At 40.7% G+C, this 25540-nt stretch carries 21 protein-coding genes; 13 read left to right on the forward strand and 8 right to left on the reverse strand.

Annotated elements, in window-relative coordinates:
* The first annotated feature begins 25 nt into the window (after positions 1 to 25).
* Together OLM45_RS02505 and mfd are read left to right on the forward strand one after the other, a co-directional pair.
* Positions 26 to 604, forward strand: coding sequence for a hypothetical protein (locus OLM45_RS02505; RefSeq protein ID WP_264511699.1), 579 nt, complete (start codon positions 26 to 28; stop codon positions 602 to 604).
* A 57-nt stretch (positions 605 to 661) separates the two neighbouring features.
* On the forward strand, positions 662 to 3964 hold the full coding sequence (gene mfd, locus OLM45_RS02510; RefSeq protein WP_413614195.1) for a transcription-repair coupling factor: 3303 nt from the start codon (positions 662 to 664) through the stop codon (positions 3962 to 3964).
* A gap of 40 nt (positions 3965 to 4004) precedes the next feature.
* On the opposite strand, the gene OLM45_RS02515 is transcribed toward mfd, so the two are convergent.
* The 4 genes from OLM45_RS02515 to OLM45_RS02530 form a co-directional block, all read right to left on the reverse strand.
* Positions 4005 to 6185 (reverse strand): M12 family metallo-peptidase, encoded by a 2181-nt coding sequence (locus OLM45_RS02515; protein WP_264511703.1) that lies wholly within the window; start codon positions 6183 to 6185, stop codon positions 4005 to 4007.
* A gap of 47 nt (positions 6186 to 6232) precedes the next feature.
* Positions 6233 to 6592, reverse strand: coding sequence for a YraN family protein (locus OLM45_RS02520; protein ID WP_264511705.1), 360 nt, complete (start codon positions 6590 to 6592; stop codon positions 6233 to 6235).
* Complete coding sequence (locus OLM45_RS02525) at positions 6592 to 6984, reverse strand: four helix bundle protein (protein ID WP_264511706.1); 393 nt, start codon at positions 6982 to 6984, stop codon at positions 6592 to 6594. The genes OLM45_RS02520 and OLM45_RS02525 overlap by 1 nt, the downstream gene beginning before the upstream one ends.
* Positions 6985 to 7117: 133 nt before the next feature.
* On the reverse strand, positions 7118 to 8077 hold the full coding sequence (locus tag OLM45_RS02530) for a S66 peptidase family protein (protein WP_264511708.1): 960 nt from the start codon (positions 8075 to 8077) through the stop codon (positions 7118 to 7120).
* 93 nt (positions 8078 to 8170) lie between these two features.
* Between OLM45_RS02530 and metG the strand changes: the two genes are divergently transcribed.
* The 3 genes from metG to OLM45_RS02545 are packed head-to-tail and all read left to right on the forward strand — an operon-like array spanning position 8171 to position 11545.
* Positions 8171 to 10228 carry a methionine--tRNA ligase gene (metG, locus tag OLM45_RS02535; RefSeq protein WP_264512908.1) on the forward strand — a complete coding sequence of 686 codons (2058 nt, stop codon included), beginning with the start codon at positions 8171 to 8173 and terminating at the stop codon, positions 10226 to 10228.
* 1 nt (position 10229) lies between these two features.
* Positions 10230 to 10913 carry an HAD family hydrolase gene (locus tag OLM45_RS02540; RefSeq protein ID WP_264511710.1) on the forward strand — a complete coding sequence of 228 codons (684 nt, stop codon included), beginning with the start codon at positions 10230 to 10232 and terminating at the stop codon, positions 10911 to 10913.
* Positions 10914 to 10918: 5 nt separating this feature from the next.
* The gene (locus tag OLM45_RS02545) at positions 10919 to 11545 is read left to right on the forward strand and encodes a chloramphenicol acetyltransferase (RefSeq protein ID WP_264511712.1); all 627 of its coding nucleotides are present in this window, start codon (positions 10919 to 10921) and stop codon (positions 11543 to 11545) included.
* Here the strand turns inward: OLM45_RS02545 and OLM45_RS02550 are convergent.
* The 3 genes from OLM45_RS02550 to OLM45_RS02560 form a co-directional block, all read right to left on the reverse strand.
* Positions 11542 to 11985 (reverse strand): hypothetical protein, encoded by a 444-nt coding sequence (locus OLM45_RS02550; protein WP_129460430.1) that lies wholly within the window; start codon positions 11983 to 11985, stop codon positions 11542 to 11544. The genes OLM45_RS02545 and OLM45_RS02550 overlap by 4 nt on opposite strands.
* 178 nt (positions 11986 to 12163) lie before the next feature.
* Positions 12164 to 12493, reverse strand: a complete 330-nt coding sequence (locus tag OLM45_RS02555; protein ID WP_129460429.1) for a single-stranded DNA-binding protein — start codon at positions 12491 to 12493, stop codon at positions 12164 to 12166.
* A gap of 20 nt (positions 12494 to 12513) precedes the next feature.
* Positions 12514 to 12846: a single-stranded DNA-binding protein gene (locus OLM45_RS02560; protein WP_264511714.1), complete on the reverse strand. Its 333-nt coding sequence runs from the start codon at positions 12844 to 12846 to the stop codon at positions 12514 to 12516.
* Positions 12847 to 13105: 259 nt separating this feature from the next.
* On the opposite strand from OLM45_RS02560, the gene OLM45_RS02565 reads away from it, so the two are divergent.
* From OLM45_RS02565 to OLM45_RS02575, 3 genes are read left to right on the forward strand one after another with little or no spacing between them, the layout of a single operon-like run.
* A complete protein-coding gene (locus OLM45_RS02565; protein WP_264511716.1) occupies positions 13106 to 13456 on the forward strand; it encodes a hypothetical protein in 351 nt (116 codons plus the stop codon).
* 16 nt (positions 13457 to 13472) lie between these two features.
* Positions 13473 to 15797, forward strand: coding sequence for a M28 family peptidase (locus OLM45_RS02570; protein ID WP_264511717.1), 2325 nt, complete (start codon positions 13473 to 13475; stop codon positions 15795 to 15797).
* Positions 15798 to 15819: 22 nt separating this feature from the next.
* Complete coding sequence (locus OLM45_RS02575) at positions 15820 to 16620, forward strand: NAD(P)-binding domain-containing protein (RefSeq protein WP_264511719.1); 801 nt, start codon at positions 15820 to 15822, stop codon at positions 16618 to 16620.
* 49 nt (positions 16621 to 16669) lie between these two features.
* Here OLM45_RS02575 and OLM45_RS02580 read toward each other — a convergent pair whose 3' ends face one another.
* On the reverse strand, positions 16670 to 18721 hold the full coding sequence (locus OLM45_RS02580; RefSeq protein ID WP_413614191.1) for a M13 family metallopeptidase: 2052 nt from the start codon (positions 18719 to 18721) through the stop codon (positions 16670 to 16672).
* A 127-nt stretch (positions 18722 to 18848) separates the two neighbouring features.
* On the opposite strand from OLM45_RS02580, the gene OLM45_RS02585 reads away from it, so the two are divergent.
* The 5 genes from OLM45_RS02585 to OLM45_RS02605 all read left to right on the forward strand — a co-directional run bounded on the left by OLM45_RS02585 (position 18849) and on the right by OLM45_RS02605 (position 25508).
* On the forward strand, positions 18849 to 19541 hold the full coding sequence (locus OLM45_RS02585; protein WP_264511721.1) for an SCO family protein: 693 nt from the start codon (positions 18849 to 18851) through the stop codon (positions 19539 to 19541).
* An 85-nt stretch (positions 19542 to 19626) separates the two neighbouring features.
* Complete coding sequence (locus OLM45_RS02590) at positions 19627 to 19851, forward strand: FeoA family protein (RefSeq protein WP_129460422.1); 225 nt, start codon at positions 19627 to 19629, stop codon at positions 19849 to 19851.
* Positions 19852 to 19861: 10 nt separating this feature from the next.
* The gene (feoB, locus tag OLM45_RS02595) at positions 19862 to 21967 is read left to right on the forward strand and encodes a ferrous iron transport protein B (protein WP_264511723.1); all 2106 of its coding nucleotides are present in this window, start codon (positions 19862 to 19864) and stop codon (positions 21965 to 21967) included.
* Positions 21968 to 22012: 45 nt separating this feature from the next.
* Positions 22013 to 22849: a hypothetical protein gene (locus tag OLM45_RS02600; RefSeq protein ID WP_264511725.1), complete on the forward strand. Its 837-nt coding sequence runs from the start codon at positions 22013 to 22015 to the stop codon at positions 22847 to 22849.
* A gap of 430 nt (positions 22850 to 23279) precedes the next feature.
* Positions 23280 to 25508 carry a TonB-dependent receptor family protein gene (locus tag OLM45_RS02605; RefSeq protein ID WP_264511727.1) on the forward strand — a complete coding sequence of 743 codons (2229 nt, stop codon included), beginning with the start codon at positions 23280 to 23282 and terminating at the stop codon, positions 25506 to 25508.
* Positions 25509 to 25540: the final 32 nt, after the last annotated feature.

The raw sequence follows: 25540 nt of genomic DNA on the forward strand, positions 1-25540 counted from the left end.
TTTTTGCAAGGCATAAACGCACGCCATGAAACTACGTTGGGTATTCTTTTGTTCGGTACTTTGGATGAGTTGTCAAAACGACAACAGTACGTTATTGATTGAACAACAAAAAGAAGCAAAAAAGAAGGAAGCCATTTTCAACACGATTAATCGGGGTTGGGAATTTGACATTGCTCCTATGGACCCCCAAACCATGGCGCGTATTGGGACTTGGAATGAGTGGCGTAACTTTTTGAGGGAAATTAATCAAAAGCCCAAAAGTACGCTGAGTGCTTTCCAGAAAAAAGCAACTGTTTTGGTGGCTAAATCCAATGAATTATTGCTGGGCGTTCCGCAGGAGTTCAACAAGCCGCAAGTTCGCGCCCGCATTATGGTGATCAATACCAAATTAAAAAGTATGGATTTGTACATTCACCTCAACCAAATCCCCGACGACAAAGTGGTGCAATTGGTGGGTGAAGTCAATACCGAAATTGAATATTTACAATTACAGTTGGAAGAAATTGTGCAACGCAGTTTGATTCCGCGTGAAGAAGGTGAACCGGATTTCCAAAAAATGAAAGACACCACGCGTGCGATTCCCAACACGCCTATAAATCACTAAGTTTTGAGTAAGCAAACGCTACTTTCGGTGTATCAAAATGCGCCAAAAGTCCAACTTATTGCCCAAGCCCTAGAACATCGCGATGTCAAAATTAACGCTCGTGGGTTGGTGGGGTCTGCCCTTTCGTTTGTAATCCAAGCCCTTTTTGAGAAAGCCGATCGTCCTTTTTTGCTGTTATTTAACGACAAAGAAGAAGCAGCTTACTACCTCAACGATTTGGAGCAATTGATCAATGAACAAGATGTGTTGTTTTATCCGGGTTCGTACCGTCGTCCTTACCAAATTGAGGAAACGGATAACGCCAATATCTTGTTGCGCGCTGAGGTTTTGAACCGCATCAATTCGCGCAAAAAGCCCGCCATCATTGTTTCGTATGCGGAAGCGTTGTTTGAAAAAGTGGTGACCAAAAAGGAATTGGAGAAAAACACCTTAAAGATTTCAGTCAACGACAAAACGAGTATTGACTTTATCAACGAAGTCTTGTTTGAATACAATTTCAAACGGGTTGACTTTGTCACAGAGCCGGGAGAATTCTCGGTGCGCGGTGGGATTGTCGATGTGTTTTCTTTTTCGAATGACAACCCGTACCGCATTGAGTTTTTTGGCAATGAAGTCGACTCCATCCGTAGTTTTGATGTGGAGACCCAGTTGTCGATTGAGAAATTGAAAAAGATTTCGATTATCCCCAATGTAGAGAATAAATTCTTTGAAGAAAACCGCGAGAGTTTTCTGGATTATATTGACGATTCCACCGTGTTGTTTTTGCAACATACCGAAGTATTAGGCCAACAATTGGACAAGTTGTTTGCCAAAGCAACGGAAGCGTTTGGAAAATTAGAAGCGGGCATTCGCCACGTATCGCCTGAAGAGTTGTTTATCAATCAGGCCTTTTTCATGAAGCGTGCCGACCGATTTTCGGTGGTGGAATTGAGTAACCAACCCCATTTTAATGCAGACAAAACCGTTCCGTTCTTGATGCAGCCCCAACCTTCGTTTAACAAGCAATTTGATTTGTTGTTGAACAATTTGGGGGAGAATCATTTCAACGGATTCAAGAATTATTTGTTTTGTTCCAATGAAAACCAAGCGAACCGTTTTCATGATATTTTCGAAGATATTGATGAACAAAATCACGAAAGCGTACGCAAGCAATACAACACCGTAGTTTTCCCGTTGTACCAAGGATTTGTGGACGAAGAAAACCAAATTGCATGTTATACCGACCACCAAATCTTTGAACGCTACCATCGTTTCAATTTAAAAAATGGGTATTCCAAAAAGCAAACGATTACCCTGAAAGAACTCACCTCGTTGACGGTAGGCGACTATGTGACGCATATAGATCACGGGATTGGGAAATTTGGGGGCTTGCAAAAGATTCAGGTCGATGGCAAAACCCAAGAAGCGATTAAGTTGGTTTATGCCGATAATGATATTGTGTATGTAAGCATCCATTCGCTGCATAAGATTTCGAAATACAACGGCAAAGATGGCACCCCACCGAAGATTTATAAGTTGGGTTCCAATGCGTGGAAGGTTTTAAAACAAAAGACCAAAGCACGAGTTAAGCACATCGCTTTCAACTTGATTCAGTTGTATGCCAAACGCCGCACAGAGAAAGGTTTTGCTTGTGCCCCCGACAGCTATTTACAAAAAGAATTGGAGAGTTCGTTTATCTACGAAGATACGCCCGATCAATACAAAGCCACCCAAGACGTAAAAGCCGACATGGAAAATGACCGTCCGATGGACCGTTTGGTCTGTGGTGATGTAGGTTTTGGGAAAACGGAAGTTGCAATTCGCGCTGCTTTTAAAGCAGTAGACAATGGCAAACAAGTGGCGGTTTTGGTACCAACTACAATTTTGGCCTACCAACATTACCGCACTTTTTCTGAACGTTTGAAGGAGTTACCGGTTACGATTCATTACCTCAACCGATTCAAAACAACCAAACAGAAAAACGAGACATTAAAGTTGTTGGAGGAAGGCAGAGTGGACATCATCATTGGCACCCATCAATTGGTCAACAAAGATGTGAAGTTTAAGGATTTGGGCTTATTGATCATTGACGAAGAGCAGAAGTTTGGGGTAAATGTGAAAGACAAACTCAAAACAATTTCCCATACGGTTGACACACTGACATTGACGGCGACTCCGATTCCGCGAACCCTTCAATTCTCGTTGATGGCAGCACGCGATTTATCGGTCATTACGACACCGCCGCCCAACCGTTATCCGATTGAAACGCAGGTGGTGCGGTTCCACGAAGATTTGATTCGCGATGCGGTTTCTTATGAAATTCAGCGCAACGGTCAGGTGTTTTTCATTCACAACCGCATTGAAAACATTAAGGAAGTTGCGGGAATGATTCAGCGCTTGGTTCCCGATGCCCGCATTGGCATTGGCCACGGCCAAATGGACGGAAAGAAATTGGAAGAACTGATGTTGGCGTTTATGAATGGGGAATTTGATGTGTTGGTAGCTACTTCGATCATTGAAAGCGGATTGGATGTTCCCAATGCGAATACGATTTTTATCAATAATGCCAACAATTTTGGATTATCCGACTTGCATCAAATGCGCGGACGGGTAGGCCGAAGCAATAAAAAAGCGTTTTGTTATTTTATCACGCCGCCGTATTCTGCGATGACCGATGATGCGCGCAAACGTATCCATGCGTTGGAGCAATTTAGTGAATTGGGCAGCGGATTTAATATTGCGATGAAAGACTTGGAGATTCGCGGTGCGGGAGATTTATTAGGTGGTGAACAAAGCGGTTTCATCAATGAAATTGGTTTTGAAACCTACCAAAAAATCATGAATGAGGCCATTGAAGAGTTGAAAGAAAACGAATTCAAGGAATTGTACCAGGAGGAAAACGATGCAGAAACGAAGGAATATGTGAAAGATTTACAAATCGACACCGACTTTGAATTGCTCTTCCCGGATGAATATGTGAACAACATTACCGAGCGTTTGAATTTGTATAACGAATTGAGTGCGATCAAGGATATTAAAACTTTGGAAGAATACGAGCAACGTTTGGTTGACCGATTTGGACCGTTACCAAAACCTGCCAAGGCATTGATTAATAGTATTCGTATCAAATGGAAAGCGACCCAATTAGGGATTGAAAAGCTCATTTTGAAACAAGACAAAATGGTGGGTTATTTTATCGGAGATCAGCAAAGTGATTTTTATCAAACCAACCGTTTCATGCAGATTTTGGAATATGTACAACGCAACGGAAACATTTGCAAAATCAAGGAAAAGCAAACCAAAAATGGGTTGCGTTTACTTATTACTTTTGAACAGGTAAAATCAATACACAAAGCATTAGAGCTTATAGAAAAGTTATAAAAAAAGCCATCTTAACGATGGCTTTTCTAATTATACTGATTTACTTTTTAATCACTTTAAAATGGACCATATGTTCTTCATCAAATTGTAAGGAGAAGAAATACGTACCCGGTGCAAAACTACTTATATCGACATTCGTAGTCGTGTCTTTCAGGGCTTCTGAATAAAGCAATTGTCCTGTTACATTGTACACTGCAATGGATTGCAAAGGCGTTTTCGATTGAATTTGAACAATTCCGTTGGTTGGATTGGGTGCATAGGTAAAATCGATTCCTTGAAAAGTAGTTGCACTTAGATTAGGTGTACATCCAATGGTGGCTACCCAACCCGCTTCTGTCACAAACTGATCCGATTTGAATTGAATGGTTAAGGAGCCGTCTGCCGCTGAAGATTCAAATGGACCAGGAATAGTATTTCCGGTAAATCCAATCCCATTATTGAATTCTGGAGCTGCAGTTGAATTTCCATCATAAATGTACATATAGTCGTAATCCAATTCTAAATTAAATATCGAGAAAGTTAATGTAATATTGTTGGCAGGTACATTCGGAATTAGTGTTCGAACCATAGTTTGCTCGTCGTCGTAATCACCAGTTGCTCCTCCCGTATCGGTAAATACGGAACCTGTACAATAGGAATCTGCGGTCATGAACAAGAGTGTTCGGCCTCCAATCTCCAACCCGTTCGGACAAATGGGAGTAACTTCAAAAACATAGTACGTATTGGGTGTTAAATTGGTAAACGTAGCGCTTGTACTGGAAACGGTAGTCCAGTTACCCGGAGTATCGCCATTGAGATAATAGCGAATATTCCATTGTGTTGACCCGCTCGTATCGATCCAACTCAAAGTTGCTGTGGTCAACGTTGTGGACTCAACAACTATTGTTTCAATGGTATTGATACAGGTATTGATACAATCGGTGCTTAGACATAGGCTACTGTCAAAAGTATCAATAATTCGTTGGGCAGGTTGGGGTCCGAAACCATTGCTAAAATCAATACCCACATTGCTGACGATATGACAATAACTCATAATGGTCCCTGAAGCGGGAATCGTCAAAGGGGTCGTCCGACAGGAATAACCTTCCGCAGACGAACCTTGACCTGCTGTTGCACAGTTATCAATCGCTGTATTATTTCCATTCCACACACAAGCGTGTGTATGCGGAGAACCTAGTAAATGGCCAAATTCGTGCGTGATTACTTCGATCGTCCACGAGTAAGTGGGTACCGAGTTGTAATCAAACTCTACATCCGAATAACAAAAATTTTGAGAGGTACATATTCCATTAATTGTAACGGCTAATCCACCTAAACCGCCATCATCAATCCCGATTAATTGTCCCACATCCCCATCAAAAACGGGTCGGACTTGATTAAATTTATACAAATATGCTATTGAAGAAGTTCCAATTCCTTCATAGGGATCGGGAGTAGTCCAAATGTACAGCGATCGCAAGGCAACGGTAATGTTATCGTTGGAATACAAAGTTTGCACATTATTAAAAACGGACGTCATCCAATTCGTAGTAGCCACAACATCGCTTCCATTTTGAACATAAATATCGTTATCAATTTCAAAATACATTGTTGCACATCGCGTAGAATTTACATTCTTATCTAAGTTCGTTGTAGTTGGTACAGGTAAAACACCTTTGTCTTCCGTAGCACAAGAAAATGGATTGGCAACTTTCATTTTGGCATCGGAATACACCACATAATCGGGGGAATTGGTTAATTTCCCTACGACAATATTATGGTACCCATGACCAGAAATCACGGCATTTAATGAACCTTCAAAAAAGTTAAAACTAGCCACTGATTCGTAATCCCCTTTAATAATCCCACGGTAGTATACCCCAGGTGTATAGGATTCATTTTTAGACTTGTCCGTATCTACATGAAACCCTTCTGCAAATGGAATTACACGATACAATTGTACAGTAAGATTTCCGCCTTCGAAGGGAAGACTTACTTCGATATTTTCAGGACGTAAGGACAGAATGGATTGCAATTCTGTGGTAGCAAGTTGCGCGTAGGTTGGATGCGCCAAAACAGCTTCAACGGATTGATTGTGGAAACCCGTTTTTTCCGTCAATACGGTAAAGGGTACAAAACGCGTTCTGCCGTTTTCTAAGGCTTTAATCTCTTTACCCACACGATGTTGCGCTTGGGCCAAAGAAAAAAACAAAACGAGTAGCAGGGGTAATCGTAATTTCATAGCAAATTCATTTGTGTAAAGGTACAAAACGCCAACTATTTTCCAAGTTAAAAGTAATAGAAGGCGTCTTCAAGATGTTCCAAATCAAGGGATTCTCCTTGAAAATGAATGGCAATAATATCAAATCGAACCTGAACATCACCTTTCATTTGTTGTACATAAGCATCTACGGCTTTTGTTAACCGTTGGATTTGTTTGGGTTTCACAAAATCTTGCGGCAATCCAAAATCAATTCGACTTCTTGTTTTCACTTCAATGACAGCCAAAATAGGTGCTTTAAATGCAATAATATCTACTTCCGCCTTTTGAAAAGTCCAATTGGTTTCCAAGATCGTATACCCATTACGCACCAAATAATCCACAGCGACCGACTCCCCTTGCTTCCCGAGTTCGTTGTGTTGCGCCATTAGGTCGTGGTGAACAAAACCGCTTTTTTAGCGTATTTGATTTGCTTTACCTCCTCTCTGATTTTCGTAATCAACAGAATGATTTGATGGGCTTCATGTTGTAGCGCTTGCGTTTGTTCTGTTGTTAAGTAATCCAAATGATCCGTCAACATCAAATGCGTTTGAATCTCATAGGCGGCACCCAATGAAAAATCCAAAAAACGAATAAAATCGGCTTTCGAATTGGCTTGATATGCCAAAGCAATATTCGTAGGTAACAAAACCGACAATTGCCGTAATTCTAAAATGGTGAATTGTGTGGGGTTGGTGGGAAGTGGTGACGTTCCCCGAAAAATCGATGTGCAGAAATCCTGGCTTTTTTTCCAGATTTCCAATTCTCTGAATGAACTCATAACTGTATGGCTTTTAAAATGATACCGTAAAACTACAACTTCTTTTGAAAAATATCCGACAACAAATATTTAATAACGAAAAAACTCCTCAAGTACTGTAAATACTGAGGAGTTCTTTATTCTTTTTTTGATTTTATTCAAAAATTACATGACTTTCGGTATCGGTGACTTCCATTGTCACTTTACTTCCAAAAATCAAGGCCCGATTATCTGAAATATGTCCGGCCGGGAAATTATAAATAATTGGAATGTGATAATTCTTGGTAATGTCTTCTATAATTTCCAAGGCATTTTTCCCCCATGGAATATCATTGTCGTGCATTTTGGTCATACTTCCCACAATGATTCCCTTCAAACTTTCCAAGCATCCGTTGCGTTTCAAGTTCATCATCATGCGATCGATATGGTATAAATATTCGTCCAAATCTTCGATAAACAAAATTTTATCGGAACAATCAATTGAAGAAGGCGAACCAAACAAACTGTACAAAATCGATAGATTGCCGCCTACCAATTCACCGGTTGCTTTCCCGTTTCTATTCAACGCATCGCAGGGTAAATGGTATTCCAACTTTTCACCAAATAACGCTTGACGCAAGGTCTCTTTCGCCGCATCACTCGCTTTCGCATTGACAGGCATAATTCCATGAATAGACTGAACGCCCATCGTATTCAAATGACTGTGTAAAACGGTGACATCACTAAAGCCCACAACCCATTTGGGATGCTGCTTAAATTTTGTAAAATCCAATTTATCAATCATGCGCACGGTACCGTAACCGCCACGCACACACCAAATCATTTTGATGTTGGGATTGTCCATCATGGCTTGAAAATCGGCAGCACGCTCGTCATCACTTCCTGCCAATTGATTGTCGTCTAAGCCTATGGTTTTCCCGATAACGACTTCCAATCCCCAGCTTTTCAACCAACCGATAGCCGGCCCTAAATTGTCGTCTAAGTTTTTACGTGCCGTAGCTACAATAGCCACCGTGTCGCCTTTTTGTAAATAAGGTGGTGTAATCATCTTTTTTTGTGCATAAAGATTCGTTAGTGAAATCAATACGAATAGGTATACGAATAGTCTTTTCATTCGATTCATCGCTTCGGACAAATATAAGAAACTATATGTTCGGGATTTTGGGCAAATGCCGTACTTTTGCAAAAATTTTATTTCGAAATCGACATGTCTGATTTTCCAAAACGTTATACCGTTACCGCTGCTTTGCCGTATACCAACGGACCTATTCATATTGGCCATTTGGCTGGAGTATATGTTCCTGCTGATATTTATTCCCGTTACCTGCGATTGCAAGGGCGTGATGTAGCCTTTATTTGCGGAAGTGATGAACACGGAGTAGCCATTTCTATGAAAGCGAAAAAAGAAGGCATTACCCCACAGGAAGTCATTGACAAATACGACGGCATCATCAAGCAGTCGTTTGCAGATTTCGGAATTTCATTTGATAATTATTCCCGTACCTCGGCAAAAATTCACCATGAAACGGCATCTGAATTTTTCAGAAAACTTTACGATCAAGGGGATTTTATCGAAGAAACTACCGAACAATTGTACGATGAAAAAGCGGCTCAATTCTTAGCCGATCGCTTTGTTACAGGAACTTGTCCAAAGTGTAGCAATCCCGAGGCGTATGGCGATCAATGTGAAAAATGCGGTACATCGTTGAATGCGACTGATTTGATCAACCCGAAGTCGACCATAACGGGAACAACGCCTATTTTAAAAGCAACAAAACACTGGTTTTTGCCTTTGGATCGTTATGAAGATTTCTTAAAACAATGGATTTTAGACGGTCATAAAAACGATTGGAAACCCAATGTGTATGGGCAAGTAAAATCGTGGATAGACGACGGATTAAAACCCCGTGCTGTGACGCGCGACTTGGATTGGGGTATCGATGTGCCGGTTGCAGGTGCTGAAGGAAAAAAGCTCTACGTTTGGTTTGATGCACCCATTGGATACATTTCGTCAACAAAAGAATGGGCGCAAAATGTAGGTAAAGATTGGGAGCCGTATTGGAAAGATCAGGATACGAAGTTGGTGCATTTCATTGGAAAAGACAATATCGTGTTTCACTGCATCATTTTCCCTGCCATGTTGAAGGCAGAAGGAACGTATATCTTACCCGATAATGTTCCAGCCAACGAATTTTTAAATTTAGAAGGTAACAAATTGTCCACTTCCAAAAACTGGGCGGTTTGGTTGCATGAATATTTAGTGGATTTCCCCGGTAAGCAAGATGCGTTGCGTTATGCGTTGACAGCAAATGCACCGGAAACCAAAGACAATGACTTTACATGGAAAGATTTTCAAGCGCGCAACAACAATGAGTTGGCCGCGATTTTTGGAAACTTCATCAACCGCGTGGTTGTTTTGACTCAAAAATATTACCAAGGAGAAGTGCCACAACCCAATGAATTGACAGAAGTTGACCAACAGGTTTTAGCCGAACTGAAAGCTTTTCCGGCGGTAATTGCGAGTTCGATCGAACGTTACCGCTTCCGTGAAGCCCAAGGTGAATTGATGAATGTTGCGCGATTGGGTAATAAATATTTAGCCGACGAAGAACCCTGGAAAATGGTCAAAGAAAATCCGGAGCGCGTAAAAACCCAAATGTATGTGGCCTTACAAGTAGCTGCTGCTTTGGCGTATTTATCAGAGCCGTTCTTACCATTTACCGCTGCAAAATTGAGTTCGATGCTCAATATTGAATCTGATAATTGGGATACAGTTTTTGCGAAAGAAGCGTTATTACCTGCTGGACATACAATTGGTCAAGCGGAAATATTGTTTGCCCAAATCGAAGACGAAGCGATTCAAAAACAAATTGATAAATTAGAAGCCACTAAAAAAGCGAATACCATGACAAATCCCGATGTCACTCCTCAAAAAGAAACCGCAACATTTGATGATTTTTCAAAAATAGATTTGCGTGTGGGTACGATTATCGAAGCTGAAAAAATGCCTAAAGCAGACAAACTTTTAGTGTTGAAAGTAGATACAGGAATCGATGTTCGCACGATTGTTTCGGGCATAGCAGAGCATTTTACCCCAGAAGAAGTGGTGGGAAGACGCGTCACCGTTCTGGTGAATTTAGCGCCAAGAGCTTTACGCGGTGTGGAAAGTCAGGGAATGCTATTGCTCACCCAAAATGCCGAAGGCAAATTGGTATTTGTGAATCCCGATGCTGATGGCGTGGCAAACGGCGCAACGATTAGTTAATATGTATCATCAAATAATCGCCTTCGACGCCGACGACACCTTGTGGCACAACGAACCGTATTTTGAAGAGGCGCAGAATAAATTTTGTCTTTTATTTGAAGGGTATACCTCAAAACAAGATTTGCTGCAATTACTTTTACAGCATCAGGTCAATAACTTACCATTGTACGGATTCGGCATCAAGGCTTTTGTGCTCTCTATGATTGAGTCGGCCTTGGAATTAACCCACCAACAATTATCGGGGGAAGCCATTGATAAAATTATTCAAATTGGTAAAGATTTACTTCAAAAACCTGTTGAGTTATTACCCGAAGTAGAATCGGTTTTGCAATCACTACATGGCAAATACCGTTTGGTTGTGGCAACAAAAGGCGACTTGAAAGATCAACATCGAAAATTACACGATTCTGGAATTGGTCATTATTTTCATCATATTGAAGTAATGAGTGATAAAACAGAATTGGATTACGAAAAAATGTTGAAACGATTAGACATTCAGCCTGAAAATTTTGTGATGATTGGTAACTCCTTAAAATCAGATGTATTACCGGTATTGAATATTGGAGGGACTGGAATTCATATTCCATATCATACCACTTGGGAATATGAACGCATAGACTTTGAAGTTCAGCACCCAAAATTTAAAGCGCTTCAATCCATTACGGAATTGCAGCAACTATTTTAATGGTCATGAAAACAAAAATCAATCTTGATTCCTGGAATCGTAAAGAACATTTTTTGTTTTTCAAACAAATGGAAGAGCCGTTTTACGGATTAACGACGCGTGTTGATTGTACATTGGCTTATGCTAAAGCTAAAGAACTAGGTGTTTCCTTTTTCAATTACTACTTATACAAAACCTTGATGGCAGTCAACGCCTGTGAGCCGTTTCGCTTACGAATAATTGATAACGAACCTTGGGTTTTTGACCGAATAGATGCCTCAGCGACGATTATGCGCGAAGATCAAACTTTCGGTTTTTCTTTAATGGAATACCATCCAGACTTAGACACATTTAATGCTAATGCCCTTCAAGAAATACAGCGGATTCAGGGTACAAGCGGATTGTTAACTAGGGAATTTCCTCATGAAAATTTAATTCACTTTTCGAGCATTCCTTGGGTGGATTTTCAGGGTTTATCCCATGCCCGTGGGTTTAGTTATCCCGATAGTTGTCCGAAAATTTCTTATGGGAAAATGATTGACGATAACGGAAAAAAAACAATGGCTATATCGGTACATGTTCACCACGGACTTGTCGACGGGGTCCATGTTGGGAAATTTTTAGAATGTTTGCAAGAATATTTAAATGACTAATTGATATACGTCCAATTAATCCCGTCACTGATCACAATTACTGTACGTAAATTACCTTCATACATATACAATTGATTTGACCCAACCGTTGAATTTTTAGGAAAAAACATCCCTGCTGAAGTAGTTAATTGGGCAGTAATCGCGTTTTGAATATTTCGGATTACATAAATCCTTCCTGGATACGTAACCGGACTTGGTAATTGAAATTTATCATCATTAACTTGTGGGGCAATCGAAATATAAACTCCATCACTGATTGAAATGGCAGCCCCTCCACTCCCACTTCCGTTTCCGTTTAAGGTAACCGTTTTCACCGATAAGTTGCCATTAATATCTAGCGTACTTAATGGATTTGTAGTATTAATTCCAACTTGCGCTTGAACTCGCAAACTAGCAAAAGCTAAGGCAATTCCCCATAAAACAAGTCGAAATACTTTCATAGTTAGGATTTTAAATTCCTATTTGTTAAATAAAAGTATTAAAAAAAACAGGACTCCTTAAAATAAATGTTACCGAAAACGTTTTCGTGTTAAAAAATAAGTTAAATAACTCCTTAAATAAATATCAAAACGGTGGTTTGATCAACCACCGTTTCCCTCTAAGAACCCTTCGCAAGGTTTATTTCCCGAAAAGAAGCAAATCGTTAGCCACCACTTCTGTGATGTAACGCTTTTCGCCGTTTTTATCATCATACGAACGATGTGTTAACTTGCCCTCCACTGCAATTTCTTTTCCCTTAACAACATGTTTTTCGACGATATCGGCCAACTTCCCCCAGGCAGTTACACGATGCCATTCCGTTTGCTCAACTTTATCCCCATTATCGCGGTAATACACCTCGTTCGTGGCTATCGTTAAGCTTGCTCTTTTTTTATTTTCAAACAATTTTACTTCCGGTTCCTGACCCACATGACCAATTAACTGAACCTTATTACACAATGCATTCATAATCTGAAAAGGATTAAACGTTAAGAATTGGCTTTACCTAATAAATGTAATTCTTCTGCTACAACTTCGGTAATGTAGCGTTTCACCCCTTCTTTATCTTCATAATTACGATAGGTGATTTTACCACTGATAGCAATTTCCTTCCCTTTGGAAACGAATTTCTCAATAACATTGGCTAACTTACCCCAAGCCACCACTCGGTGCCACTCAGTTTGTTCTACTTTTTCTCCTTGCTCTTTGTAATACACATCTTGAGTTGCGATGTTAAGATTGGCTACTTTTTTTCCTCCTTCAAAAGATCTGATTTCGGGGTCTTGACCGACATGGCCAATTAATTGAATACGATTTTTCATGGCTTATAAAAATTAATTTTGAACTATTGGGTTGGTAATGAACAGGACAAAATTGCAAACAAAAAATTACATTAATCGGTTATTTACCATTTACTACCGAATGTAAATGTTTGTAACCGACTACAAATAGATAATTTGAGGAACGCTCTCTTAGCACTTCAAACTTTACAATTTATTCGCTATATTTGACTTGCAATTTCAAAAAATCAAGAAATTGTAAACCTATTTTAAGCCAAAATGAGAAGTAAACACCACGATTATGAAACGAAATTGTATGGAATGCGATCTGCCCATCAGCGGTCGCGAAGACAAAAAATTTTGCTGTGACGGTTGCCGTAATGCATTCAATAATCGCATGAACAGGGACAGTACAAATATGATGCGTAATGTCAATAACAAATTGCGAAAGAATTACCGCATTTTAAATGAACTCAATGCCGAAGGGAAAACAAGAATCGCTCAAGAAAAATTGTTGCACAAGGGATTTGAATTACATTACATAACCCACATTTTAACCACAAAAACCGGCAAAACGTATCGCTTTGTCTACAATCAAGGCTATATGATCACCGACGACAATCAATTGGAACTTGTTCAACGGGAAACATAACGGTGGTAATGCGATTATGAAAAAAAATTACACCAACCTCTACGAAAGCCTCTTCCTTATTGGTGTGGTAAGTTTGCTGTTCTATCTAATGATGCCACAAACTTATGATGCGCAAGAACCTGCACCATTAGCAGAATTCTCAACCCAACGTGCCTTAGAAAAAGTAAAAATAATGGCGAAACACCCTCATTATGTTGGGTCGCCTGATCATCAACGTATTCAAAACTATTTGATGCGTGAATTAAAAGACTTGGGGCTTGAACCATCTATTCAACGTGGATTTACCATGACCGAAAAAGGAACCTTGGTGAAATCATCAAATATTTTAGCCCGCATCAAAGGAACGCAATCAGGCAAAGCCTTGTTGCTTTTATCCCATTATGATAGTGCGCCCCATACAAAATCCCACGGCGCTAGTGATGATGCCTCTGGAGTAGCCACCATTCTCGAAGGTGTTCGCGCATTTTTACACTCCAAAACCACCTATAAAAACGACATCATAATCGTATTTACAGATGCCGAAGAATTGGGATTGAATGGTGCCGCTTTATTTGTAACGCAACACCATTGGGCAAAAGACATTGGTTTGGCGTTAAACTTTGAAGCGCGAGGATCTTCGGGGCCTGGTTATATGCTGATGGAAACCAACCAAGGGAATCAAAAAATGGTACAAGCCTTTTCTGACGGGAGTGTTCCTTATCCAGTCTCAAATTCGTTAATGTATAGCATTTATAAAATGTTACCCAACGATACGGATCTCACCGTTTTTAGGGAAGAAGGAAAAATCCAAGGATACAATTTTGCCTTTATTGACAGTCATTACAACTACCACACGGAACAGGATTATTTTGAAAATTTAGCACCAACCTCGCTAGCCCATCAAGGGAGTTACCTCATGCCGTTGCTTTATCATTTTGCAAATGCCGACTTGAGTAACCTGAATAGCTCAAACGATTCGGTATACTTCAACATCCCGTTTGGTTTTGTTCATTATCCATTTGAATGGATTTGGCCCATGCTCATCCTAGTAGCCGCACTACTTTTTACCTTTACATTTATTGGTTTAGGCAAACATGTTTTGCGGATTGATGCCGTTTTGAAAGGATTTGCTCCGCTTTTTGGTGTTTTAATCACATCAATCATCATCGGCGTTGTAGGCTGGTGGATGCTCAAACTCATTTATCCTGATTATACTTCAATTCTTCAAGGATTTACTTACAACGGCCACGACTATATCTATGCGTTTGTGGCAGTAGCACTTGGCATTTGTTTTTTATTTTACCAAAAAGAAACCAGCCGATTTACCGAGATGAACCGACTATTTGCGGCAATTTTTCTTTGGCTACTAATCAATATTGGCATCGCCTTACAACTCAAAGGAGCGGCCTTCTTAATCTTACCTGTTTTGGGTTCGGTTCTCATGTTGGGCGTTTTTGTCATCACCCAACAGTCCAAACGGTTTTGGAACTTACTCATGGCGGTTCCAGCTCTACTGATTATCGTCCCATTTATCACCATGTTTCCAGTGGGTCTTGGATTAAAAATGATTCCAAGTTCGATGGCGCTTACCGTTCTTACCTTTTCATTATTACTTCCCATTCTGGGTTCGTTTACCCATAAAAAAACGTGGGCAACACTATGCTTTTTAATCGGTGTTTCTTTTTTGGTTAAAGCCCATTTTGAAGCGCCTTTTACGAATGCTACCGCAAAACCCAACAGTTTGCTCTATGTGTTGGATGCCAATCATCACAAAGCCTATTGGACGACGTATGATGAACGTTTAGACGCTTGGAATACTCCATTTTTAGGCCAAAAACCAAAACCTGCCGACGCCTTAAATCAAAATCAGTTGTACAGTAAATACGGCACTGCTTTCCGATGGATGAATTCGGCTCCCGTAAAAGCCTTACCTCAACCTGAAATTGTTTTTGAAAAAGATACCCTTCGTGGCAATCGGCACTATTACCAAATTCGCATCACCCCGAAAAGAAAGGTCAATCGTTACGACATTTTTATCAAAAACAACATCATTCTACAGCATTTAAAAGCCAATGGGGTAACTGCTCTTACGCATGGAAACAAAATTGGCGGTGGTACTTCCAATAAAATTTTGAGTTACTATGTCACCGAAAATGAACCACTAGTCTTTTCATTTGATGTTCCAGCCAACCAAAAACCCCAATTGGAGTTAATGGAAAGTTCGTTTGATTTACTCGAAAATCCTTTGTTTTCAGTTCCAAATAGACCCAAAAACCAAATGCCAACTCCTTTTGTACTCAATGATGCTATCGTAGTTTTGAAAAAAATTGCACCCACTCCATCAGTACAACAAGCACATTAAATTTGTGCCGTATCTTTGGCCTATGAAAGAAACGATTGGCATTCTAGGTTGCGGTTGGCTAGGTTTTCCTTTGGCACAATCCTTAGTAGAAAAAGGATATCGCGTGAAAGGTACTTCCACGACAATAGATAAGTGCGTCCAACTCACGGCTCACGGTATTGACGCTTTTCACATAGCTATAAACGAAAATGACATTACGGGTGATTGGGATAATTTTGTAAATGGATTGGATCAATTGCTCATTAACATTCCGCCACGACTGCGCAAGGATGGTACAGCATCTTATGTTTCAAAAGTGGAGCTATTGCTAAAAAATCTTCCCAAAAATCAACCCATAAAAATTATTTGGGTAAGTTCGACCTCAGTTTTTTCAGATTTTCAAGAAACTATTACTGACCAAACAGTACCGCAACCCGACACGGAATCGGGCAAAGAATTGGCTCGAGCAGAAGAATGTATTCAAAATTCAGGATTTCCTTTTACTATTGTACGCTTTGGTGGCTTGATAGGCAAGGATCGCCATCCAATAAAATACCTTTCAGGACGAAAAAATAATGAACGACCAGATGCGCCTGTCAATTTGATTGAATTGAACGATTGTATCTCTATATTGGAAGAATGTATCCATCGCGAAGCCATCAATCAATCTTTAAATGCTGTTCATCCCGAACATCCTTCGCGCAAAGCGTATTATATGGATGCAGCCCAATCTCGAAATTTACCTTTACCCGAATTTGACGAAACGGATCGACGTTCTGGAAAATGCATACATCCCGACTATTTATTAGAAAACTGGAAGTATATTTTTCAAGTTAGACCCTAAAAAAAAGGCCGTCATTGCTGACAGCCTTTCGTTTATTTTGTACTCCGAATTACCAAATTTTTACGCGTTTCTCAGGCGCTAAATACAATTTGTTTTCGGGTTTAATATTAAACGCTTGATAGAAAGCTTCAACATTCAACAACGGTACATACGCACGGTACATACCCGGTGAATGCGGATCGGTTTTCACCTGATTTTTAATGGCTTCATCGCGCATTTTGGAACGCCAAATCGTCGCCCACGAAATAAAGAAGCGTTGCTCTGGAGTGTAGCCATCAATCAATCCTGGGTTACCATTTTCTTTCAAATACAATTGTAAACCGTCGTAGGCTGCATTCACCCCGCCTAAATCTCCAATGTTTTCTCCTAAGGTAAATTTACCATCGACAAAAGTTCCTGGTAAGGGTTGCAACGCACTGTATTGATCGGCCAGAGCTGTTCCCAAAGCAGTAAATTGTTTTAAATCTTCCTCTTTCCACCAATTCACCAAATTCCCGTCTGCATTGTAACGCGCTCCAGAATCATCAAATCCGTGGGAAATTTCATGTCCGATAACAGCACCAATTCCACCAAAATTCACAGCATCATCCGCTTTATAATCGTAAAATGGCGGTTGCAAAATCGCCGCAGGAAACACAATTTCATTGTACGAAGGATTGTAATACGCGTTCACCGTTTGTGGAGTCATTCCCCAACGGGTTTTATCCACCGGTTTGCTCAAATCTTCAATGTTGCGTTCGAAATTCCAACGCGCCACATTTTCCATATTTTCAAAATAGGCACCTCCGTTTTCCAACGCTTTAATGTCTAATTTGGAATAATCTTTCCACTTGTCGGGATACCCAATTTTCACGGTCGATTTGCGTAGTTTTTCCACAGCGCCAACGCGTGTTGCTGGATCCATCCACGGTAAATTGTTAATGCGGTTTTCAAAAGCTCGGAACACATATTGAATCATTTTGGCCGCTTTCTCCTTGGCTTCAGCTGGGAATTTTTTCTCTACATATAATTTCCCTAAAGCTTCGCCCACTGTTCCATTCACAACTTGTAAAGCACGCTCTTCTCGCGGACGTTGCTTTTTAGCCCCTTGAAGAGTTTTGCTGTAAAACTCCCAATTCGCTTTTTCAATATCGGTAGTCAACTCATCGGCATATTTGTTCAAAAGCGTCCAACGCATGTAAGCTTTCCAATCTTCAACATTATTCGCCTTAAACAAACCTTCTAACGCCGTCATGTATTTGGGTTGCGAAACAATAACCGTATCAATACGCTTGATACCTGCACCTAAAATGTAGTTTCTCCAATTTACAGAAGGCGTCAACTCTTGCAATTGCGTCAAATCCATGGGATTATAAGATTTTCTGCGGTCACGGCGTTCTACACGGTCCATTCTCGGTTGCGCCATCGCGGTTTCAAAAGCTAAAACACGTTCAGCATCCGCTTTGGCTTTTATTTCAGACAATCCCAAATATTGCAACATGCGCGCAACGTGCTCCACATACTTTGCACGTTTTTCTTTGGAATCCGCATCTTCGGCAACATAATAATCACGGTCGGGTAAACCCAAACTTCCAGGACCAATGTTCAACACATTGCGGTTACTGTTTTTGGCATCAGCTCCAACCGACATGCCGTAAAATCCGAGTCCGCCAAGCGCTTGTCGTTCAATTAATAATTTGTTTAAATCATCTACATTACGTACCGCATCAATTTTGGCCAATGTGGATTTAATGGGTTGAATGCCACGTTTGTTTCGGGCCAATGTGTCCATGTAGGTTTTGTACACATTCACGGCTTTGGCTTGATCCGACTTGGGATCCAACTTCTTGTTCTTCACCGCCTCTTTTAAAATGGCTAATGCATCTTTGTCAGTATTTTGACGTAATTCATCAAAACTTCCCCAACGGGTGCGGTCAGCTGGAATATCGGTTTTATCAAACCATGCGCCATTCACATAACGGAAAAAATCATCACCCGGTTGAACGGACTTATCCATTAAATCCAGGTTGATTCCCGGTTTTTTATTTTGGGCCATCGAACTTTCAGCAGCAAATACTGCAGCAATCGTCAATGCCAAGGTTACTATTTTTTGGTTTTTCATAAGGTAAAGTTTAGCTATTGGACACAAATCTATTAAAATAGCCGTTGAAAAGTTGTTAAATTCAACTTAATACCGTTCAAAAAAAGGGAAATTAAAGGGTTGTTCGTACTTTTGTAAAAAAATTATAATGGCTTCTTTTCTCAAAAAATACCGCTTCTTTATCCTATTTTTCTTCATTTTTTCAGTCGTAACCATAAGCGCTTTTTATTCGGTATTAAAACCAGAAAAGAACTTGCCCATCATTACGCCCAGTGATGTCAATCCCGAATTGGTGGATTCTACCGTACAACATGTAGCCTTGGAACACACCATCGGCAAATTTGCTTTTACCAACCAAAACGGTCAATTAATTTCAGACAAAGATTATGAAGGAAAAATTTATGTGGCCGACTTTTTCTTCACCACCTGTCAAAGTATTTGTCCGAAAATGACCAACAATATGGCGTGGTTGCAAAACAAAATCAAAAACAATCCCAAAGTGAAATTGGTTTCATTTTCTGTAACTCCCGACATCGATAGCGTGCCCGTTCTAAAAAGCTATGCTCAAAAAAAAGGCGTCATCGACAGCAAATGGAACCTACTTACTGGAGATAAAAAAGAAATCTACTACCTAGCGCGTAAATCATTTTTGGTGGTAAAAACCGGCCAACCTTCTGAACTTTACGATATGGTTCACACGGAAAATTTTGTGCTTGTCGATGCGCAAAAACGAATTCGCGGCTTCTATGACGGTACCAATTTAGATGGCCCTACTGAACCGGGTATCAAAAACGTGCAACAACTCTGGGAAGATATTCAGTTTTTATCGCAAGAAAACTAATCCCAAACAAAACTTAAAATTGACTTTTATCATCTAAAATCAAGGTCAATTGCCTACCTTTGTATTTTAATTCAATCTAAATAAAGTGAAGTTAGCCCTGGCCGAACTCAAAATTGGACAAAAAGCCACCATACTCGATGTGAACACCGAGGAAATTCCGTTGAAATTACTGGAAATGGGGTGCTTACCCGGCAATACGGCAGAGTTAATTCAAATCGCTCCACTTGGAGATCCACTTTACTTTAATATCAACGATTCGCATGTTGCAATTCGCATAGAAACCGCGCAACAAATCGAAGTGACGCTTTAATCAATTCATCATGGCAGAAGAACACATTAAAGTTGCACTTATCGGGAATCCCAACACGGGTAAAACTTCGGTTTTTAATCAACTCACCGGACTCAAACAGCAAGTGGGAAATTACCCGGGCATTACCGTAGAGAAAAAAATGGGGACCTGTCGTTTGGACGATCACACCAAAGCTACCATCATCGACCTTCCGGGTACATACAGTTTGAATGCGAGTTCGATCGACGAAAACGTGGTAATTGAATTAATGCTGAATCGCAAAGACGAGAATTTTCCTGATGTAGTGGTTGTGGTGACCGAGGTGGAAAATTTAAAACGAAACTTACTGCTTTTTACCCAAATCAAAGACTTAGAAATCCCGACGCTTTTGGTCATCAACATGAGTGACCGCATGAAATTGAAGGGAATTGAATTGGACATTCCGTATTTGGAAAGCCAACTTAAAACCAAAATTGCGTTAACAAGTTCGCGTAAAAATATTGGCATCGACGAAATCAAAAAATTAATTCTTGACTACCGATCCTTGCCCACCGACCCTTGTTTGAACGCTTCGTCCATTGACCCCGAATATTTTGACAAATTACGCAAAGCCTTTCCGAACCAACTGGTGTACAAATTGTGGCTTGTCATTACCCAAGACGTGAATTTCTTGAATTTGGACCGCAACGAAATGAAAAGTTCGTTCACCAAATCCCACAGCGAACTCCGTCGCCTGCAGCAAAAAGAAACCATAAAACGCTACCAGTTTATCAACGATACACTCAAAGTGGGTCAAACCATTGACCGCTCTAAAGCCAGTGATATTCGGGCCAAACTGGATCGAGTGCTTACCCATAAAATTTTTGGCTACCTAATTTTCTTCGTTGTTTTATTTGGTATTTTCCAATCGATATTTGATTGGTCCAGCGTGCCGATGGATTTCATCGATGAAAAATTTGCCCAACTTTCTGTATATGCAGCGAGTCATCTGCCGGCTGGCGAACTCACCAATCTCATTGCAGAAGGACTCATTCCGGGGATTGGCGGTATCTTAATTTTTATCCCGCAAATTGCCTTTTTATTCCTCTTTATTTCTGTATTGGAAGAAAGCGGTTACATGAGTCGGGTGGTATTTTTAATGGATAAAATCATGCGCCGGTTCGGACTCTCCGGTAAAAGTGTGGTGCCTTTAATTTCGGGTACAGCCTGTGCCATTCCTGCTATCATGGGCGCACGAAATATCGAAAACTGGAAAGAACGTTTGATCACCATTTTGGTAACGCCGTTCATCACTTGTTCGGCACGCCTTCCCGTTTATGCGATTTTAATTTCGCTGATCATTCCCGAAAAACATGTGCTTGGCTTCATCAGTTTACAAGGATTAACGCTTATGGTGTTGTACCTCCTCGGCTTTGGTATGGCCATTCTATGCGCTTACATCTTACACAAAATGCTGGAAATTAATTCCAAATCCTATTTTGTAGTAGAAATGCCCGGTTATAAAATTCCGATGCTAAAAAACGTAGGAATTAATGTGGTGGAAAAAACAAAATCCTTTGTGTTTGGTGCCGGAAAAATCATCATGGCTTTATCCATCATCCTTTGGTTTATGGGTTCGCATGGCCCTGGCGACAATTTTAAAAATGCTGAAAAAATCATCGAACAAAAAGTCTATCAATCGCCCGTTCCCATCAATCCTTCAGTCATCCCCAACTGGACGGCTGAATACAAATTGGAACATTCGTATATTGGTATTGCCGGAAAATTCATCGAACCCGTAATTCGACCTTTAGGTTACGATTGGAAAATTGGGGTTGCCATCGTTAGTTCCTTTGCTGCACGCGAAGTATTTGTAGGAACATTGGCTACCATTTATAAAGTGGGCGACAAAAGCGATGAAGAAGCAACGATCAAAGAGCAAATGCGCCATGAAATTCACGCAGATGGTTCGCCCGTCTTTAACTTTGCCAGCGGCACTTCATTGCTCCTTTTTTATGCGTTTGCGATGCAATGTATTAGTACGCTTGCCATCGTCAAAAAAGAAACCAATTCCTGGAAATGGCCCGTGATTCAATTGGTGTTTATGAGCGGTGTAGCCTACATAACCGCTTTGTTGGCTTTCCAATTTTTGAAGTAATTTGGCCTAATTTTTGAGAAACGCTGTGCATCAAAAATCAAAGACATGAAAAAAATTACGCTATTTTCCCTTTCATTTATTGTCCTCTTTTCATGGTTTTCCCCAGCACAAACCCGCTTGGAACAATCCAAATCCGACCTAAAATCAAGTAGTTCAACTACTCAATCGAACAGCACAACCAATTCAAATACTTCACGAACCAGTTCGTCCAACAACACAGAAAGCACATTAGCCGAAGTCTTTCTCGATGTTGCCTCCGTCATCTTCTATTACAGTTTTATCGGCGATTATAAAAATGAAAATCATTTGTATAGCCGACTCACCCCTTACCCTTTCAAAGATCCAGGAGTGGGCAATTACGAATCGGCAGACACCGTAAAAACTGGGAAAAATAGATTTCGTGTCGATTTCGACAATAAATTCCTGTACAGCGATAGCCAATTGTACGGCAATCACATGAACTTAAAAATTCGCCCCTTTCAATACTTTTACCTCACTTCCGATTACCATGCGTTGACCGAAAAAAGCGCATTTACCAACTACAAAACCCATCTGTCGATTTTCCAATTCAATTTCAATTACGATCGCGTGCGACTCGCTAATTTCAACCTGGGTTGGTCCATTGGTGCGACATATATCGCCAGTGATGTGCAAAAATCGGGAGTGTCGGTCGGACTCAACGCTGAAGGTTTTTTTGGAAAACGGTTTAGTGTATTTGCCAACTCCAAATGGAGCAAAGTGAACAGCCAACCCGTCAACTTTTTGGAAATGGGTGGGAAAGTTCACAGTAAAAATTACTACTTTACACTCGGATTTGAACGCCTCAAAATAGGGCGACCCAATTATAATTTTATCGGTCTCGGTGGAGGCCTCTACTTTTAAATAACATGAATTTTCAAGAAATATTCGTTTACCTTTTGCTCGGATTATCCGTAGCCTATTTATACGAGCGCTTCAAAAACCGCAAAAAGAAAAACAAGGATAAAAACTGCGGCGACAACGACTGCGGTTGCTAATTTTTGGGCAATCCCCCGATCAAATCTACCTGCTCTAACTCCAATCACTGCCCATCGGGGTCGGGTCTTCCGTTGCAATTCCGCAGCCTCTTGACATCGGCTTTGCGGGATTTCCACTCCACCCCCTATTGCAATCCCTGCCCTGAAGAAACTTCAGTATTTTCCTGAATTTTTGAAATCCTATCCGGTTACTTTTCCGTACATGAACTTGAACAAGTATTAAAATTGACTTTATTTTTATTTAAACTTTGTCTAAATAAAGATTAGGCAGTACTTTTGCGCCAAAATTAACACCCATGAAATTTTCATACCTATTGAGCATCTTTGGAATCGTCAGTATTTCCTTTGCTCAAGCTCAAGAAAAACCGAAAGATTCTACACAAACCACTTTGGATGAAGTCATTATTTTCATCAAAGAACAAACCCCCGATCGCCTACCAACGGTGCAAAATCAAACGGTGTTTTCAGGTAAAAAGAACGACGTATTGCGCCTTTCCGAAATCAATGCTAACCGCACCACCAACAATGCGCGGGAGTTATTTTCTCGCATGGCCGGTGTTTCGGTTTGGGAAAATGACGGCTCCGGAATTCAACTCAACATCGCCGTGCGCGGCTTGAGTCCGAACCGCAGCTGGGAATTGAATACACGTCAAAACGGGTATGATATTTCTTCAGATGTATTTGGCTACCCTGAAGCCTACTACAATCCGCCTATGGAAGCTGTTGACCGTATCGAATTCATTCGTGGGGGTGCCTCGTTACAATTCGGACCTCAATTTGGCGGTATGATTAATTATATCCTCAAAAAAGCTCCAGAGAAAAAATTCAGCTTTGAAACGCAAAATACCGTGGGAAGTTTTGGTTTATTGAGCAGTTTCAATGCTTTAGGTGGTAAACAAGGAAAATTTTCCTACTATGCCTACAACCACTCCCGTCAAGGGAACGGATGGCGCGATAATTCTGCGTACACCATTCGTAATTCGCACCTAAACCTGGGCTATGATTTTTCTACCCATTGGAACCTTCATTTGGAATACACCAATATGGATTATGAGCAACAACAATCGGGCGGACTTACCGATGCACAATTTGCAGCTAATTCACAGCAATCCTTGCGCAACCGAAACTGGATGGGTACACCTTGGAACCTCATCGCCGTAAAACTAAACGGACGTTGGAGCCCAAAAGTTACCACAGCAATCACCCTTTTCGGACTCTACGGCGAACGCAATAGTGTTGGATTTACTGCGGCGCCCACAGTAATTGATGCAATTAATCCTACCACTTTACAATATGCCAACCGTCAAGTAGACCGTGACCGTTATGTAAATTATGGCGTAGAATCACGCAATATTTGGAACTATACTTTAGGGAAAAAGGAACACCACTTGGCGTTTGGTCTTCGCGTATACCAAGCTAAAACCAACCGGAAACAACGCGGTACTGGAACTACAGGTTCCGACTTTGATTACTCCGTGAGTAGCACTTACCCACGCGATCTCGATTTTACCACACAAAATGTTGCCGCTTTCGCAGAAAATTTTTTTCAAATTACATCTAATTGGTCCGTCACACCGGGTGTTCGCTTCGAACATATTCAATCCGAGGGGTCGGGTATTTTTAACCGTGTGAATGGAGTGATAACGCCTTTTGCCAACCAAACCATAACCCGTAACCAATTCCTTTTGGGTGTCGGTTCAGAATACCGTATTGGTACGACCAACTTGTACACCAATCTCACACAGGCCTACCGACCCGTGTTGTTCTCTGATCTAACTCCACCCGCCACCACCGATGTAATTGACAGTAATTTGAAAGATGCCAACGGACATACTTTTGATTTGGGGTATCGCGGAACGTATAAAAATTGGGCCAACTTTGATGTGTCCTATTTCTATATGGCCTATAACAACCGTATTGGTACTGTAAATCGTTACACCAATGATGATCCAACACAAGCCGCTTATGCTTACCGCACCAATTTAGGTAAAAGCATCCACAGAGGATTTGAAATCTATGCCGATGTAAGTTGGTTCGATATTTTTGGTCTTGGAAAAAAATGGGGGAAATTGAAAACATTTGTAAGTAGTGCCTTTATCCATGCGCGCTACAGCGATTTCCAAACGACAACGGTAAGTGGAACTGCACCCAATACCGTGATTACAACCACGAATTTAGCAGGCAAACGTGTAGAAAATGCTCCAAGTTTCATCCATAATTTTGGAATTAGTTGGGAGTACAAAAAAATATCGGTGAGCGTTCAACAACGTCAAAACAGTGCGGTATACACTGATGCGACCAACACAGAAACGCCAACTGCCAACGGAGTTAATGGAAAAATTGGGGGTTATAAAGTGGTTGACTTGGGCATGGAATACCGATTTAAAAACTACAATCTGAAAGCAGGGATCAATAATCTTTTGAATGAAAACTATGCTACACGACGCTCGGGTGGCTACCCTGGCCCTGGATTAATTCCGGGTGAAGGTCAAAGTTTTTATCTTTCCATTGGCGCAAAATTTTAATAAAAAACCGATTCCTTTTTCGAGTCGGTTTT

The sequence above is a fragment of the Flavobacterium sp. N1719 genome (assembly GCF_025947045.1).
GTDB lineage: Bacteria > Bacteroidota > Bacteroidia > Flavobacteriales > Flavobacteriaceae > Flavobacterium > Flavobacterium stagni.

Excerpts from the sequence above, each read along its gene's own strand:
- OLM45_RS02505 (WP_264511699.1), top strand. The coding sequence starts at position 26 with ATGAAACTACGTTGGGTATTCTTTTGTTCGGTACTTTGGATGAGTTGT.
- OLM45_RS02515 (WP_264511703.1), bottom strand. The coding sequence starts at position 6,185 with ATGAAATTACGATTACCCCTGCTACTCGTTTTGTTTTTTTCTTTGGCC.
- OLM45_RS02520 (WP_264511705.1), bottom strand. The coding sequence starts at position 6,592 with ATGGCGCAACACAACGAACTCGGGAAGCAAGGGGAGTCGGTCGCTGTG.
- OLM45_RS02525 (WP_264511706.1), bottom strand. The coding sequence starts at position 6,984 with ATGAGTTCATTCAGAGAATTGGAAATCTGGAAAAAAAGCCAGGATTTC.
- OLM45_RS02530 (WP_264511708.1), bottom strand. The coding sequence starts at position 8,077 with ATGAAAAGACTATTCGTATACCTATTCGTATTGATTTCACTAACGAAT.
- metG (WP_264512908.1), top strand. The coding sequence starts at position 8,171 with ATGTCTGATTTTCCAAAACGTTATACCGTTACCGCTGCTTTGCCGTAT.
- OLM45_RS02540 (WP_264511710.1), top strand. The coding sequence starts at position 10,230 with ATGTATCATCAAATAATCGCCTTCGACGCCGACGACACCTTGTGGCAC.
- OLM45_RS02545 (WP_264511712.1), top strand. The coding sequence starts at position 10,919 with ATGAAAACAAAAATCAATCTTGATTCCTGGAATCGTAAAGAACATTTT.
- OLM45_RS02550 (WP_129460430.1), bottom strand. The coding sequence starts at position 11,985 with ATGAAAGTATTTCGACTTGTTTTATGGGGAATTGCCTTAGCTTTTGCT.
- OLM45_RS02555 (WP_129460429.1), bottom strand. The coding sequence starts at position 12,493 with ATGAATGCATTGTGTAATAAGGTTCAGTTAATTGGTCATGTGGGTCAG.
- OLM45_RS02560 (WP_264511714.1), bottom strand. The coding sequence starts at position 12,846 with ATGAAAAATCGTATTCAATTAATTGGCCATGTCGGTCAAGACCCCGAA.
- OLM45_RS02565 (WP_264511716.1), top strand. The coding sequence starts at position 13,106 with ATGAAACGAAATTGTATGGAATGCGATCTGCCCATCAGCGGTCGCGAA.
- OLM45_RS02570 (WP_264511717.1), top strand. The coding sequence starts at position 13,473 with ATGAAAAAAAATTACACCAACCTCTACGAAAGCCTCTTCCTTATTGGT.
- OLM45_RS02575 (WP_264511719.1), top strand. The coding sequence starts at position 15,820 with ATGAAAGAAACGATTGGCATTCTAGGTTGCGGTTGGCTAGGTTTTCCT.
- OLM45_RS02580 (WP_413614191.1), bottom strand. The coding sequence starts at position 18,721 with ATGAAAAACCAAAAAATAGTAACCTTGGCATTGACGATTGCTGCAGTA.
- OLM45_RS02585 (WP_264511721.1), top strand. The coding sequence starts at position 18,849 with ATGGCTTCTTTTCTCAAAAAATACCGCTTCTTTATCCTATTTTTCTTC.
- feoB (WP_264511723.1), top strand. The coding sequence starts at position 19,862 with ATGGCAGAAGAACACATTAAAGTTGCACTTATCGGGAATCCCAACACG.
- OLM45_RS02600 (WP_264511725.1), top strand. The coding sequence starts at position 22,013 with ATGAAAAAAATTACGCTATTTTCCCTTTCATTTATTGTCCTCTTTTCA.
- OLM45_RS02605 (WP_264511727.1), top strand. The coding sequence starts at position 23,280 with ATGAAATTTTCATACCTATTGAGCATCTTTGGAATCGTCAGTATTTCC.